Below are 15,649 nucleotides of genomic sequence, written 5' to 3' on the forward strand. Positions count from 1 at the left end.
CGGGCTTTTTGTTTTTATGCTATTTTAAATTTTACAATCAAAGAAGTAAGTGTCATTAGGAGTAAATGATAAGTTAGCATTTACATTTTTATTAATAGAAACGGTTTTCTTCGCGTCTCTAATCATCGCTTTTGGTTTTATTAATAAGCCACTACCAAAATCTAAAACAGTTATAGCTTTTCCATTTCTATAGAAGTAGCCATTAAAAAACATACTACATTCAGTATTATTCTTAATTGTGAAGCTAGCATCAAATGATGGAAAGTTTGCATTTGGCTTTCTATCTTTTACTATCATGCTATACCAGCCTAAAGGTACTTGTATTTTTCCTGTTTTATCGTAAATGTCAGTTTTATGAATACGGTCGGTATACTGGGGTAAATTCCAACTGATTAGCACTTCATGTTTTTTAATAAAAGAAGGTTTAGGTGTTGAGCTTATATGATTTTTGGGTTTATTATCGCGCTTTGCTTTTAATACGTTTATTGCTTCCATCATTTGGTTTGGCATTGATTTATCCATTCCCGCTGTAGTGCAATTTAATTGTTTTTCGTAATCATTTGGATATTTAGCTTGGCAATTTAAGAGTAAGTTTTGAAGATTCTTAGTGTTTATCTTATCCAAAGAAGGCTTAACTTGAGTATTAAGTTTAGAATTGTTCATTGCTTCAACTAAACAATTACTTTGAGCTATAGGATCATTTAAGTACTTCATTCTACAATCTAAAGTAATTTTTTGGATATCTGGTGATGAAATATTATTTAAGACCGTGCTGCTTTTTCTATCTGAATTACTCGCTGTTTTCCTTTTTCCATCACCAACTTTTATGTATGTAAAATCGAATGTTCCCGCCCAATACGAGCAGTTCATTAGCAATGTTTCATCATCAATTAGTGTGAATTTTCCTGAGCATCCTGCGGGAAATTTATATGCTAAAATATTATTCTTTATTGATAAGTCTTCTAAAAGGTAAGGAGTTCTATTTTTTCCATAATAATGCATTAAATTAAACTTTAAATCATGGATTTCTTTAAAGTTTAATTCTTTAGGCCCTTCATCCGTATCTGCATGCCAGATGCCTACAAATCGTCTAGCATTTTCAACTTCACTTTCTGCTACATATACAGCCTGAGGGCCTTTTGCAATAGGCATTACTGCACAGCCACTTAGTAATAAAATAACTATGATAACTATTAAGTTAATTGTATACATTGTCACTCCTACATAAGTACTGAGTTTTGGAAGTGGATTATTTCATGACGTAAAGGGGTAATGTAAAAAGTTAATAACAATTTTTTATACAGCTTAAGTAAAGATCTGAACAGCTACTATTACATGAAGAGCGCTCATAAATATCATCAATAGAGCTACATTGCTTATTGCAGCGATGACTTTCCTTTTTGCATTGATGTGAACATTGATCGGACTCTCCTGGAGTGCTTACAACAATATCAGTTTGAAAATAAGTAGTTTGAGTCGTATTGAGTGAAGTATTACTTGGTTGACGGCAATTAAATTTACTTTCTTCTAGAATGAAGTGCTCTTTGGCTATGGCATTTGTAGAGATACTTAGAAGAAAGATTATAAATAGATTTTTCATTAGAATGCCTCTCGTTTTTATAAAAACACTGTGGGCTTTATAGGGCATAATATAGACCATGATTTTATGTGTTTGTTTTTATTTGTTTTTGTTGCTGTGATGATTCGTTATTGTTTAAATCATTGTCTCATACATATATATGATATTTGCATTCCAACATTGTCTTATTTCTATTCACATCCTACTATCAAAAGAAAAGCTTGTATTGAGGTAAGGGAATGAATTACCGAGAAAATGATAGAGAAATTAACCTCAATCCAGTTGAGCTTTCTGAGTTGATAGGGGAGGTTTATGATGCCGCGTTAACCAATCAGTGGTCAAATTTACTTGATAAAATTATTGACACTACGCAATCAAATAAGGCCTTTTTTGTACTACAAAAACTTTCGCAACCTGCCCCACTATTATTAGAGTTTCAAACTAATTTTGATCATGAACCTAGTATATTGTCTGAATACCAGCAGCGATTTACTGAAGATCCTTATTACCAAATAACGCGTATGGCAGTGGAAGGGGAGTCGTTAAACCTTAGTGAGCATCTTGATATTTCATTGCATAAAAATAGTGAATATTATCGTCGAATTTTTGCGCCTATGCGGTCTTATTATTGTCTTGGTGGCATCTTGATTAGAGACGGCGAGTATGATGCGGCTTACGCTATTAATCGTGCTGAATATGATGAGCCGTACAGTAAAGCAGATTTCAATTTAATTCAGTTACTAACACCGCATTTAAGCCGTGCTGCTCATACCTTTAAAACGCTACGTTTGTATAAAAATTACGCTAGTATTTCTAAAAGTATTTTAGATCAAACGGATAAGGCAATTGTGGTTTGTGGTGGTGATGGACAAGTGTTGCTATGTAATGAATTTGCTCATGATCATTTAGATAAAACCAGTGTGGTAGCAATAAATAATGGTAAGTTAATCATTAACCATGGGGTATACAATAATCAGTTACAGCACTACGTTAAACAAAGTGCTTCTCTGGCTTTTACTGATATTGGTACGCAAAAGTCGATTATTATTGAAGTGGGTATTTTAGAAAGTATTTTGATTACTGTTTCGCCATTAAAACGACAAAATACGTTTAATGATATTGATGTGCCTTGCTGTTTAGTTGTTATTAGCGTTCAAGCAACACTTAACTGGTTATTAATAACAGAAGAATTTGAGTTAACCAAGAAAGAACTACAGTTATTAAAAGCAATTTATCGTAAGAAAAAGCTAAATGACTTAACGAGTGAGTTTAATGTTACCTATAATACTTTACGAACTCATTTACAGACTATTTTTTCAAAAGTTGCGGTAAATTCTCAAACTGAGTTGATGATTAAACTTAATATGTTTAAATCTTAAGTCGAGATGACAGTATATGAATGAGCAAGTGTTAAATATTAGCTTAACACCTTATGAACTTTCTGAGTTAATTGGTGATATTTACGATGCATCGCTGTCTGGACGATGGGCTGATTTACTTGATAAAATTATTGATGTAACCCAATCAAATAAAGCCATTCTCATTATTCAAAAACTTACTGAAAGCACTCCTTTATTACTTGAATTTCAATCAAATTTTGAACATGACACTAAATTGGTGCAAGAATATTACCGACGTTTTGAAGAAGACCCGTATTACAATATTACTAAAATGCAACCTGAAGGCGAGTCGCTTGATCTTAGTGAGCATGTTGATATCGCGCTACATAAAGATACTGAATACTATAGAAGCGTATTCGCTCCACTAAAAGCTTATCATTGCCTCGGCGCAATACTAATACGAGATGGTGAATATGACTCATTTTATAGTATCAATAGAGGTGAGCTTGATGAACCATATAACCAAAATGATTTTAATTTAATCAAGCTGCTAACGCCGCATATCAGTCGAGCAGCTCATACTTTTAAAACCCTACAGTTGTATAAAAACTACGCCAATATATCTAAAAGCATTTTAGATCAAACAGGGAAAGCAGTTATCGTTTGCGATAAAAATTCTAATATATTGATGTGTAATGAGTTCTCGAATAAACAGCTTGATGATTCATGTGTTATTTCATTTTACAAAGGACGACTCAAGGTTAATCATGGAGTGTACGGTCTGCAATTAAGAGACTATATTTCACAATGCGCGTCACTAGCATTTGAAGAGATAGGGTTACAAAAATCAATTATTATTGAGAATGATTATAGTAGTTGTATCCTAATTACTGTTTCGCCATTAAAAAATAGAAACAGTTTTAATGAAATAGATATTCCTTGCTGTTTGGTTACGGTGACTTTTCAACAGATTTTAAACTGGTCATTAATTGTGAGTGAATTTGAGCTAACGCCAAAAGAAGAGCGGTTGTTAAGGGCATTATATAGTAAGAAAAAACTCAATGATTTAACTCACGAATTTAATGTTACCTACAATACATTGCGCACCCATTTACAAGCTATTTTTGCAAAGGTAGGCGTAAATTCCCAAACCGAGTTGATGGTAACTTTAAGTTTGTTTAAGTCTTGAAATGAACTCAATACATAGCAAAGAGCATGTAAGTCTAATATTCAACGTTATTTTTAAATTAATGACATCCTCCAGACATCTATAGTCTCTAATCCGATGGAATTAGTTGATGCTCTGCGAGATGTTTAGCAACGCCTTCAGCATTTTCGGGTATTGAATACAAATATCCTTGTATAACATCACAACCGTTAACCGCTAGAAAATTAGCTTGTTCCATGGTTTCGACTCCTTCACCGACTAACGTTAAATCTAAGCCTTTCGCCATGGCAATAACAGATTTAACGATTTGGCATTGCTTGAGATCAGCAGGCAACTTAGAAATGAAGCTGGCGTCAATTTTTAAAGTATCAAAGGGGAGTTGAGTTAAATAACTTAAAGATGAAAAGCCCGTGCCAAAATCATCAATTGAGTTTTTAATACCTAATTGCCGAATTTGTTGCAATGTTGAGCTGGCATGTTTGATATTTTCAATAAAACTAGGCAGCTTTCTCTATTTACTTGCTCGTTGCACATTGTTTTCTATATTGACTTGGGGTTTGCTGCGTTTCTTTCTTAAAGGCGGTGTAGAAGGAAGACTTTGCATTAAAGCCTACTGTCATAGCAATATCTAATACAGTATCGCTGGTATGTTCAAGGTGTTGTTGAGCAGCCTGTACGCGGTATTTATTGACGTAATCAAAAAAGTTCATGCCTAGTGTTTCGTTCAGTGTTTGCGAAATGTAGTTAGGCGAGGTGAAGATATGTTTTGCTAATTTCTGTAGAGAGAGCGAGGCGTCTAAATAGAGTTTATCTTCACGCATTGCTTGTTCGATTTTTTCGGCAATCTGTGACGACTGTTGTTGGTCTAAAGCTGAGCGTTGGTATTTAGCTTGAGGAATGTCATTTTCAACTATTTCTTTTTTACTGTCTTTGTTATTGTTGTACAACTCTTCAAAGCCTGGTTTTTGTCTAAGCCCCCAGGTTGATATGCTCCAGATCATCACAAAAATAATACAGTTAGATAATAGAGCATCCCATTGAATTGGTAAAAATAAATTATCTAAAACTATATTGATAACGGTTGCGGCCCAAACGATGCCAACGGCAAAAAGTAACCAACTTAACCAGCGGATCTCTTTAGATTCTGTACTGGAAAACAAGTCTTTTAAATGTTGCCGGTAGTTACTTAGTCGTCGAATAATTTTATAAAAATAAAATCCTGACTGAATAACCCAGCCTAGCACTAGTGCAAACGTCGTGATAAGTAGCCCGTAAATGAAATAACGCAATACTATGGGGGGGCTTTGCAAAATATCTTCATTGCCTTCCACTAATAAGGCGTAGCTAATTTCTGCCGGCAAGAGTATGGATGAAATAGCGACAAAGGCGCCGATAGCAAAAGCTATAAAATGATATTTTGATTTTCGCGTAAATCGCCAAGCTGTTTCGGAAGTAAGACCTTCAACATAAAGCCAAAAGCAGGGGGCAATAAGCAAGATGGCTGGTAGTGAAAAAATAAGAAAAGCTGGCTGTAACTGAGGAAAGAAAACGGCAAGTGTTGGTCGACAAATGATAACGCCTATCGCCAGTAAAAAAATGGCCAATGGTAAATAGACTTGTCGCTCAAAAGAGCGCAAAACGAGCAAGTTGACACTAAAAGCAATGATTACCAGAGTGGAAATATTCAGTGCGAGCAATGTTGGGTTATCAATCAAAGTAAAACCTTATAACTGCCTTGTAAGCCATATAAAATGGGTTTGTTTGAGATGTTTTAAATGTCTTTCCCTACAAGGTAAGACTAATATAATGTTCGTGTCAACATGCTCGGACGACCTGTTCATGAGCATTCTACATAATTCACTCAACCTTAGCTAGTCACTATGAGAGTGAGTAAAATGCCTTTAATAAAACCGACAAATAAAACTTCTATATTGAATAAAACATCCTTTAATTGGCCTATTGTTGGCTTCTTACTTTTTATGACTGGTATCCCTGGTGTGCCGGCTATTTTTCTACTGGCACTTGTTATTATAGGTCCGTCTGTTGGTGCTGATATGACATCTCTGATTAACGCTGTGTATTTTCAAACGCCAGCTGCAATTTTGGTTCATGCTAGCTCAGGGGTTTTGCTTTTCCTCACTATGCCATTTCAGTTTTCACCTGCTTTAAGAAAGAAAAATTCAAATTGGCATAAATTAGGCGGGCGTATTGCATTAATCTCTGGTTGTGTACTAGCCGTGTCGGGTGTTTGGATGCATCATGTTTTATCTCCCGATACATTTGGCATGCGCTATGCTTCATTGGTTATTATGAGTATTGCCATGTGTGCCACTTTTTCACTGGCTCTGTGGCACATTATTAACGGAAATGTTCAAGTTCATCGTAAGTGGATGATTAGGGCGGTTGCTATAACCCTTGCGGCTGTCACTCCTTTATTTGTTGAAGCCATCATATATTTATTATTTGGGCAATTGGAAAGTGCTTTTGCTCTATTAAGCAAAATCCAACATGACTACGGTCGTTTACTCGGTATTGCTATCAATCTGGCTATCGTAGAGTTTATCTTTATTAAAGAAAAGCTTAAACGTCAGGCATATTAATCACTTGTAACTTTGCCCGAAGGTTAGTGGTGGTTTATCTGCGGCTACACTAGCTATTAGGTGAAGGATTGATATTTTTGATTACAGTTGTGGTATGTGAAAACAAAAAATTAATGTAGGCATGCTCATGAGTTGGGTGGTGGGTTTGAGTTAGTTGGTGCTGTATGGCTTTTGGCAATCAGTGATGTGGAACTAAAATACAAAATATTCAGCTCTGCATTATATTACTTGGGCTTTATTGTCGGGGTGTTGGCGTGTTAACACTTTTCTCGGGACTATCATTTTTATCGACTACTCCATTCTTTGAAGTGACTAATGCAATTTTTGGTTAAGGGCAGATAGTTTGGTTTTTGATATTAGGTGTCGTTATATAAAGAGAAAAGCCTAGTTTGACCGATAAAATGCTTGCGGCAAAACACGCGATTTGATTTTAGCAGCCAGGCGAGTATTGCGCCTAAAGGCTCACAAAAGAAAAATTATGGTCTCTTTCGAGGGTTCAATAAGAGAAGGGTGTGTTGTGGGCAGTATGCAAAGACTATAACTAGCGCTACATATTGTTGCAAATTAAGATGCTGATTTTATATACATTTATTGATTGTTAGGTCAACATAGCTTTACTTCTGTTTCTAGTACTTTTTAGGGGTTTATACTTATGCGTTTATTAAAATTATTTTTGCTATTCGTGGCTGCTTCTCTAACTGCTTGTGTACAAGTACCGGTAAATTCAGATACTAAAGTTTCGAACTTAGCCGTAACAAGTGTTTGGGATATTCCTACTCAATTTTCCCAGGGCACTAAATACAGCATTTCACCACAACATTTGCGCAAGGTTAAAAATAGAACAGGTGAAATTAAAAATGCATATCAGCAGTATGCAAGTGCCATCAAAGCAAACTTGAATGAACATGGATTTCAGGAAATACAAGGTAGTGACATTGCTGAGTTGCATATTCAATTTGTATTAGCACTATCTGAAGATTTAGATGATAGTCGCATTGCTGAAGAATTTGGTATCACGCCTGGGTTACAAGAAAGCCAAGGGCTTGATAAAGGCAGTATATTAATTGAAATTACCGATGCGAAAACTGAGCAACGTATTTGGCATGGCGTTATTCAAGGTTTTGTTCAAGAAGATGCAACTGAACAAGAAAGGCAACAACGCCGGCGTTATGTACTAAATATGGTGTTAGTTCAATTTCATAAATTTCATTAACAATTTTTGACACACTTTTATCTCAGAATAAGGTCTACTATACTGAAAGATGTGAGAGAGGGTAATGTAATGAATAAATCAATAGCATGTTTAATAGTAGCAGCAACAGCACTTACACAAGTAAGTAATGCACAAGCCGCAGAAGTTGAAATTAAGTGGTCAAACCCTGATAAATACTCTGATATTGATGCCGGTGAAGAGCATCGAAAGCACTTTAAAGAAAGAACCTTTAAATCTTTTGAAAAGCACTTTGCTAAATTGGCTGAGAAATTACCAGAAGAGCAAAAATTGGTCTTAGAAGTTACCAATATAGATTTAGCTGGTGATGTTAATCATGGTGGTATAAAGCGTATTCGTGTAGTGAAAGATATTTTCTTTCCGCGTATGGAGTTTAGCTATCAGCTATTAAATGCCGATAACTCTGTGATCAAAAGCGAAGAAGTGTCATTAAAAGATATGGGGTTCTTAATGCACAATGGTCTTAAATACCGCAGTCAAGCACTGGGTTATGAGAAGGAAATGCTTGATGACTGGTTTAAAGACACCTTTACTGAGTAGTTTTTAGTTGGCAGCAACGATAAAAAAAAACGCAGCTTAGCTGCGTTTTTTATTTTTTTAAGCAAAGCTTATTTGCTTTGTTCGAATTTACTCAATACGGTAAATAGTTGCTCAATCTTTTTAACTAAAGCAATAAGGGTTTGTTGATCAGATGTTTTTTGCCAAAAAACTAAGTCATTCGCAACTTCTTCCACATAGGGTTGGAAGGTATTCGCAGAGCATTTAAAGCCAGCATCTGCAGTAAAAATTGCTGAAAAGCCGGCTTGTTTTGCTTCACGCATAGTGCTCAGTGCATCGTCTGCTGCTAACGATTTTTTTAAGATTATCGAAATATTATCGACCAGTTGTTTGTGTACCGCTTCGCTCATAACTACTCATATTTATTTGTGCTATTCAATTGCGCTATTATGCCAAATTGATCGGGGTTTTGTTAGCTTCTCCGGCAATTTCTCTGACTAGCTTAGGCATAAGGTAGCCAGGAAGAATGGCCATGAGCTGCAAAATAATTTTTTTAGCGGCATTTTCGTTAATATCAAAATGGGCAACCCCTTGTACTTTATCAAATAAATGCAAGTAGTATGGTTGAATGCCAATATCAAATAGGGCTTCACTTAAATTTGCCAGTACTTGCGCATCGTCATTAATACCTTTTAATAAAACACTTTGGTTGAATAAAGGAATGCGAGCGGCCATCAGTGGTTCGATTGCTCGGCTAACATTAGTGTCAATTTCATTAGCGTGATTAACATGAAAAACAATGGTTACTTTTAAACGCGTATTGGTAAGTAGGTCCACCAAGGCGGGGGTAATTCGCTGTGGAATAACTATGGGTAAGCGACTATGAATGCGCAGACGTTTTACATGTGGGATTTTTTCTACTTCTGCAACTAACCATTGCAAGTGCTCGTCGCTGGCCATAAGAGGATCGCCACCGCTAAAAATAACCTCATTAATTTCCTTATGTACGTTTATATACTCTAGCGCCTGCTGCCAGCGAACTTTATTAGGACTATTATCTGCGTATGGAAAGTGTCGACGAAAACAATAACGACAATTAATGGCACAACCACTTTTAACCACCATTAGTACTCTATGTTTATACTTGTGTAATAAACCGGGGGCTACTGTGTCATGTTCTTCAAGTGGGTCGTTAAAGTAACCATCTGTTGTGGTAAATTCATCACTAAGTGGCATAACTTGCTTTAAGATGGGATCGTTGAAATCGCCTTTTTTCATCCTCGCTAGCAGTGGCTTTGGCACTCTCACCGGAAATAACTTGCGTGCGTTAAAGTGATGTTGGTATTGTTCTGGTGATATATTGAGCATTTGCAGTAAGATTTTTGGATCTGTAATAACATTTGCTAATTCTTTTTGCCAAGAAGTGTGCAATTTATCGCTGATTTGGGTTATTATTTGCGGCATTTCTATATTCAATTTTTAACCTTTACGTGTACTACGTGAACGAGCGAGCATAATAATTATGGCTAATTTTAGCACTAACCAGTTCAAAGCTGGACTTAAATTAATGATTGATGGTGAACCTTGTAACATTATCGACAATGAAATCGTAAAGCCGGGTAAAGGGCAAGCGTTTAACCGTATTAAAATTCGCAAATTAATTTCTGGTAAAGTTTTAGAAAAAACATACAAGTCAGGTGAAAGCGTTGAAGGTGCGGATGTAATGGACTCGGAGTTAGGCTATTTATACGCTGATGGTGAGTTTTGGCACTTTATGAATAATGAAACTTTTGAGCAAATTGCTGCTGATGAAAAAGCTGTTGGTGACAATGCGAAATGGTTAGCTGAAGGCGATATTTGTACTATTACTTTCTGGAATGGTAATCCTATATCTGTTGCGCCACCTAATTTTGTTGAATTAGAAATTACCGAAACCGACCCTGGCTTAAAAGGTGACACGGCTGGTACTGGTGGCAAGCCAGCAACATTGGCTACAGGCGCTGTTATCCGTGTACCTTTATTTGTGCAAATTGGTGAAATTGTTAAAGTTGATACACGCTCTGGTGAATACGTATCACGTGCGGGTAAGTAATAACTGCACTAACTAGTAAGTTATTAAAAAAGCCTGCATTTGCAGGCTTTTTTGTATTTTGGGCAGTTGGTTATTTTAAATGTTCATTAAAGTAATCGGTCATCATGGTTTTTAGATGTAAGGTTGTTCCTTCTCCTTCTCGAATACCGTGGCTTCGATTTGGGTACGACATAAAGTCGAATTGACGATTATGTTTAATTAACTCATTAATCAAGCGTTCGGTGCCTTGATAATGGACATTATCATCACCTGTTCCATGCACAAGTAATAACTTCCCTTGTAGATTTTTCGCATGAGTAATAGGAGAACCTTGTTTATAGCCTTCAGCATATTCAGTTAAAAGGCCTGAATAGCGTTCTTGATAAATGCTGTCATATAAACGTTGATCGGCAACTGGCGCTAATGAAATCCCCACTTTGTAAAGTTCAGGGTAGCGAAATAACATATTTAATGTCATCGAGCCGCCGCCAGAGTGCCCCCAAATACCAACACGGTCTAAATCAATATATGACCAACGTTTCGCCATGGCCTTTAACGCATCAGCTTGATCTCGCGATGACAGTATGCCTACAGCGCCATATATTGATTTTCGCCATTCTCGGCCTTTGGGTGCTGGCGTACCGCGATTATCAATTGATGCGACAATAAAGCCTTGCTCGGTTAACATTTGGTCCCATAAATAACTATTGCCACGCCATCTGTCTTGTGCCGTTTGCCCCGCAGGTTCACCATAAACATAAAAAATAATGGGATATTTTTTATTAGCGTCAAAGTTAGCTGGTCGCATGATATAGCCATCTAAAACAACGCCATCTTGCGCGGTTACTTGAAAAAACTCATGTTCAGGTTGAACCAATGTTGATAGTTGCTGATTGAGTTTTTTATTTTCTACCAACTTATGTTTAGTTTTATGGCCTGTAATTTTGACTAAACTTGTTTGGGTTGGTGTTGAAAAGCTTGAGTGAGAATGAATGGCCCATTGGCCATCAGGTGACATTTGATAACGGTTTGAGCCAGAAAATGCATCTGGAGTTATGCGCTGATTTGATAAGCTGCCGTCAAGTTTACTGCGATACAAATAGCGTTGAGCAACGTTATCTGGTGAAGCGATAAAATAAACCCAGCCATTTTTTTCGTCAATGGCTTGAATGTCAATAATATCGAATTCGCCTTGAGTTAAATTAATAACCGTTTTGCCGTCACGTGAAATTTTATAAATATGGCGCCAACCAGAACGTTCACTTTTCCAAATGAAATCAGTACCGTTTTCTAACCAACGGGCATCATCATAAAAATCAAGAAAGTTTTTTTCTTGCTCAGTTTGAATCAATGAAACAGTGCCAGTTTTAGCATCCGTTAAATAAAGCTTGTTGGTATCTTGTTTACGGTTTACGTGTTGTACTAAAACTTGCTTTGAATTACCTGACCAATTCATGCGTGGAATATACATTTCACGTGAGTTATTTGGCAGTTTAGCCCAAGTTGTGTTTTTGCTTTGTAAATTCACAATGCCTATTTTAGCTAACGCATTTTGTTCTCCGACTTTTGGGTAGGGGAACTTAGTTAACGTAGGATAAAGTTCATCAGTATTATTGATCATGATGAAGTCTTTGCTACCATTGGTGTCTAATTGCCAGTAGGCAATATCCTTGCCGTCTGGGCTCCAACGAAAGCCATCGCGAATGGAAAACTCTTCTTCATAAACCCAGTCGAATAAACCATTAATAATACCGTTTCCAGCATCTGAGGTGAGTTGTTCAATTTCATTACTGGCTAAAGTTTCAACATAAATGTTGTTGTCAAACACATAAGCGACTTTGCTGCCGTCTGGAGAAAACTTGGCAAACATTAAACTGCTCGCTTTTACCGATTTTCCGCCCAATTGTTTTAATTGCTCAGTATTAAGGTTCAGCATCCAGTAATCACCACGGCTATTTGAGCGCCATACTTTTTTACTATTGGTATAAATTAGTACCTGTGAACGATCGTTTGACCAAAGATAGTTGTCAATTGACAAGGGCTTAGTTTCACCTTTGGGTATTAATTGCTCTGCCGAAATGAGCACCGTTTTTGCAAGGGTGTTAGGATTATAAAAAACGATATCTCGGCCAATGCTTTGTTCTTTACCATCATCACTTTTCTTCTTTGTTGCTGACTTTTCAACAGCTGTATAGCCACTGCCATCGGCTAACCAGCGAATTCTCCCCAGCCATTGTGATTTAAATTCGTGGTCTTTATAAATTCGTTCAACCGTTAACGGTTTTGATGGGGCTTCGTTTGTTGATGCCAGCTCACTCTCAGTACTTTGGCAAGCCATAAGTACAAGTGGAATAGCTATGGCAGTGCACCAGCGAGTTAAGTTAGATGTTAGCATGATGATCCCTTAGTAATTATTATGTTTAATGTAAATTGTATACAAAGTTAAGGCAATCCCATTGCAAGTGAAATTTCAGTAATTCATCATTATTGGCTTGAATAAGGTTAATATTTTTGATTGAAATCACTAAACTTGCCCCCACCTTAAAGAAACGAAAATATTTTAGGATCTGATATGCAACCGGCATTAACAATATCGGCTTTGAAAAAAACATATAAAGGTGGTTTTCAGGCGCTTAAAGGTATCGACCTAACTGTAAAGCAAGGTGACTTTTTTGCTTTGTTAGGCCCCAACGGTGCAGGAAAATCAACAACTATAGGTGTTATCACGTCATTGGTGAATAAAACGTCAGGACAAGTGAGTGTTTTTGGCCATGATATAGATAATGAATTAGAAACTGCCAAAAGTTTTATTGGCTTAGTGCCACAAGAATTTAATTTTAACCAGTTTGAACCGTTAATGAAGATACTGGTCAACCAAGCGGGTTATTATGGTGTTGAACGTTCAGTGGCGGTAAAGCGAGCTGAAAAATATTTAAAGCAATTAGATTTATGGGACAAAAAAGATAGTGCCGCACGCATGCTATCTGGCGGTATGAAGCGTCGTTTAATGATTGCACGTGCGCTAATGCATGAACCGAAAATGTTAATTCTTGATGAGCCTACTGCCGGTGTTGATATTGAGCTAAGGCGATCTATGTGGGACTTTCTACGAGAGCTAAATCAGCAAGGCATTACCATTATTTTAACCACACATTATTTAGAAGAAGCTGAAATGCTTTGTCGTAATATTGCCATTATAGACTCAGGCATTATTGTGGAAAATACCGATATGAAATCACTGTTGGCTAAGTTAGATATTGAAACTTTCGTGTTTGATCTAAAACCCAATAGTAAACCTGCACAACTCACAGAGTTTTGTTGTCGTGTGATTGATGACCACACCTTAGAAGTTGACGTTAAAAAATGTCAAACCATTAACCAAGTGTTCACACAATTGAGTGAACAAGGCATTGACGTATTAAGCATGAGAAACAAAAGTAATCGATTAGAAGAACTTTTTGTTAGCTTAGTTGGTAGCGGTCAAGAATCATCTGAAAACACAGTGCAGGAGTAAAAAAAATGGCCACCTCAAGAAATATTATTGCACTGAAAAGCATCCTTCATAAAGAAATTCATCGTTTTATGCGAATTTGGGTGCAAACCCTAGTGCCACCTGCGATAACTATTAGTTTGTATTTTGTTATTTTTGGTTCGTTAATTGGCTCTCGAATTGGTGAAATGGGCGGCTTTGACTATATGTCGTTTATTGTGCCAGGCTTGATCATGATGAGCGTTATTACTAATTCATATTCTAATGTTGCCTCATCATTTTTCAGCGCCAAATGGCAACGTAATGTTGAAGAAATGTTGGTAGCACCCGTACCAAATTGGGTCATTGTAGCCGGTTATGTCGGCGGTGGTATGGCACGAGGTATCTTAGTTGGCAGTATAGTAACTTTAGTGGCAATGTTTTTTGTTGATATCCAAATTCACAATATTTGGGTGATTATTGCAACTGTGTCGCTGACTTCTGCAACATTTGCCCTAGGTGGCCTTATTAATGCTATTTTTGCTGGCAGCTTTGATGATATTTCTATTATTCCTACGTTTATATTAACGCCATTAACTTATTTAGGTGGTGTATTTTATTCCATTAGTTTGTTGCCTGAATTTTGGCAAGGCGTATCGCAAGTTAATCCTATTGTTTATATGGTGAATGCCTTTAGGTATGGGTTTTTAGGTATTTCTGATGTTAGTTTAGTGATGTCATTTTCTGTGCTTGGTGTGTTTATTGTTAGTTTATACACCATTGCTATGGTGTTAATTACCAAAGGTATTGGCTTAAGAAGCTAACATTCTCAAGAAAATTAAGTTAATGAGTATATTTTATAGTTATGAAGGTAAGTAGGTAATGAGCTCAACAGAATTCACCGGCGACTCAAAAGTTATTGTAACTAACCAGCCAGGACTACATGAAAAACTGACAGAGATTGTTGCTAAACATATTGAGCACCCATCTCAAAAACCAATACAAGCTCATACGCAACAAGCTTTTGATGAAATTAATGCCATTGTACAAGCATTTGATGGAGATATTATTCTTGATTCTTGTTGTGGTGTAGGCCAAAGCACCCGACTTTTAGCAAAAAGCAACCCAAATGCCTTAGTTATTGGTGTTGATAAATCAGCCCATCGTATTAACCGAAACGTAGATGAGGTTAGCCTAGATAATGGTCAAGGCATTGTGGAAAACTATCATTTAGTTAGAGCCGATTTAAATGATTTTTATCGACTTGTTGTTGCGGCAAATTGGCCTGTTACTCAACATTTTATTTTGTATCCTAACCCTTGGCCTAAAGCTAAGCACATACAAAGACGTTGGCATGGTAGTGCGGTATTCCCACAAATTATTGCGGTGGGTGATGAAATCATCTTACGAAGCAATTGGCAGTTGTATCTTCAAGAATTTCAAGTTGCGGCCGGTATTGCTGGTTTCGTTGGTAGCATTTCTCAAGTGAGTGATAAACAGCCACTAACGCCTTTTGAAGCTAAATATCGGGCCAGCGGACAAACTTGTTGGCAGTTAACGATTGTTAAACGCTAGTGCTTAGCAAGTATTGTGAAATATTTAAACAATTGGTTAAATTTACATTTATTTAGCCAATTGTCCTACTATTAAATTCTTAATATTTTTCTTTTTTGTTGTTTTTCTTTTATATATC

At 36.6% G+C, this 15,649-nt stretch carries 15 protein-coding genes; 9 read left to right on the forward strand and 6 right to left on the reverse strand.

Translation table 11 applies throughout. From position 1 onward, the window contains the following. Positions 1-24 precede the first annotated feature (24 nt). Positions 25-1,212, reverse strand: a complete 1,188-nt coding sequence (locus tag AC27HL_RS06625; RefSeq protein ID WP_487080006.1) for a hypothetical protein — start codon at positions 1,210-1,212, stop codon at positions 25-27. Positions 1,213-1,818: 606 nt separating this feature from the next. On the opposite strand from AC27HL_RS06625, the gene AC27HL_RS06630 reads away from it, so the two are divergent. Beyond that, positions 1,819-2,958, forward strand: coding sequence for a helix-turn-helix transcriptional regulator (locus tag AC27HL_RS06630; RefSeq protein ID WP_487080008.1), 1,140 nt, complete (start codon positions 1,819-1,821; stop codon positions 2,956-2,958). 16 nt (positions 2,959-2,974) lie between these two features. Then, a complete protein-coding gene (locus AC27HL_RS06635) occupies positions 2,975-4,108 on the forward strand; it encodes a helix-turn-helix transcriptional regulator (protein WP_487080009.1) in 1,134 nt (377 codons plus the stop codon). A gap of 88 nt (positions 4,109-4,196) precedes the next feature. Here AC27HL_RS06635 and AC27HL_RS06640 read toward each other — a convergent pair whose 3' ends face one another. Together AC27HL_RS06640 and AC27HL_RS06645 are read right to left on the reverse strand one after the other, a co-directional pair. Continuing rightward, a complete protein-coding gene (locus AC27HL_RS06640) occupies positions 4,197-4,592 on the reverse strand; it encodes an EAL domain-containing protein (RefSeq protein WP_487080744.1) in 396 nt (131 codons plus the stop codon). 10 nt (positions 4,593-4,602) lie between these two features. Continuing rightward, a complete protein-coding gene (locus AC27HL_RS06645) occupies positions 4,603-5,802 on the reverse strand; it encodes a helix-turn-helix domain-containing protein (protein WP_487080010.1) in 1,200 nt (399 codons plus the stop codon). A 264-nt stretch (positions 5,803-6,066) separates the two neighbouring features. On the opposite strand from AC27HL_RS06645, the gene AC27HL_RS06650 reads away from it, so the two are divergent. The 3 genes from AC27HL_RS06650 to AC27HL_RS06660 all read left to right on the forward strand — a co-directional run bounded on the left by AC27HL_RS06650 (position 6,067) and on the right by AC27HL_RS06660 (position 8,458). Then, positions 6,067-6,687: a DUF2306 domain-containing protein gene (locus tag AC27HL_RS06650; protein WP_487080011.1), complete on the forward strand. Its 621-nt coding sequence runs from the start codon at positions 6,067-6,069 to the stop codon at positions 6,685-6,687. 652 nt (positions 6,688-7,339) lie between these two features. Continuing rightward, entirely contained in the window at positions 7,340-7,900 is a 561-nt protein-coding gene (locus AC27HL_RS06655) for a DUF4136 domain-containing protein (protein WP_487080013.1), read from the forward strand. A gap of 69 nt (positions 7,901-7,969) precedes the next feature. Further along, on the forward strand, positions 7,970-8,458 hold the full coding sequence (locus tag AC27HL_RS06660; protein ID WP_487080014.1) for a DUF3016 domain-containing protein: 489 nt from the start codon (positions 7,970-7,972) through the stop codon (positions 8,456-8,458). A 68-nt stretch (positions 8,459-8,526) separates the two neighbouring features. Here the strand turns inward: AC27HL_RS06660 and AC27HL_RS06665 are convergent, their stop codons facing one another. Both AC27HL_RS06665 and epmB read right to left on the reverse strand, forming a co-directional pair. Beyond that, positions 8,527-8,826 (reverse strand): hypothetical protein, encoded by a 300-nt coding sequence (locus AC27HL_RS06665; protein ID WP_487080015.1) that lies wholly within the window; start codon positions 8,824-8,826, stop codon positions 8,527-8,529. Positions 8,827-8,863: 37 nt separating this feature from the next. Continuing rightward, a complete protein-coding gene (gene epmB / locus AC27HL_RS06670) occupies positions 8,864-9,880 on the reverse strand; it encodes an EF-P beta-lysylation protein EpmB (protein ID WP_487080745.1) in 1,017 nt (338 codons plus the stop codon). A 58-nt stretch (positions 9,881-9,938) separates the two neighbouring features. Between epmB and efp the strand changes: the two genes are divergently transcribed. Next, on the forward strand, positions 9,939-10,508 hold the full coding sequence (gene efp / locus AC27HL_RS06675) for an elongation factor P (RefSeq protein ID WP_487080017.1): 570 nt from the start codon (positions 9,939-9,941) through the stop codon (positions 10,506-10,508). Between the two features lie 70 nt (positions 10,509-10,578). On the opposite strand, the gene AC27HL_RS06680 is transcribed toward efp, so the two are convergent. Beyond that, on the reverse strand, positions 10,579-12,882 hold the full coding sequence (locus AC27HL_RS06680; RefSeq protein WP_487080019.1) for a S9 family peptidase: 2,304 nt from the start codon (positions 12,880-12,882) through the stop codon (positions 10,579-10,581). A 177-nt stretch (positions 12,883-13,059) separates the two neighbouring features. Here AC27HL_RS06680 and AC27HL_RS06685 point away from each other — a divergent pair, with 177 nt between their 5' ends. The 3 genes from AC27HL_RS06685 to trmB are packed head-to-tail and all read left to right on the forward strand — an operon-like array spanning position 13,060 to position 15,531. Beyond that, complete coding sequence (locus AC27HL_RS06685; RefSeq protein ID WP_487080020.1) at positions 13,060-14,001, forward strand: ABC transporter ATP-binding protein; 942 nt, start codon at positions 13,060-13,062, stop codon at positions 13,999-14,001. Between the two features lie 5 nt (positions 14,002-14,006). Continuing rightward, entirely contained in the window at positions 14,007-14,780 is a 774-nt protein-coding gene (locus AC27HL_RS06690) for an ABC transporter permease (RefSeq protein WP_487080022.1), read from the forward strand. Between the two features lie 58 nt (positions 14,781-14,838). Further along, complete coding sequence (gene trmB, locus AC27HL_RS06695; protein WP_487080024.1) at positions 14,839-15,531, forward strand: tRNA (guanine(46)-N(7))-methyltransferase TrmB; 693 nt, start codon at positions 14,839-14,841, stop codon at positions 15,529-15,531. Positions 15,532-15,649: the final 118 nt, after the last annotated feature.

The organism is Colwellia aquaemaris, assembly GCF_057548755.1.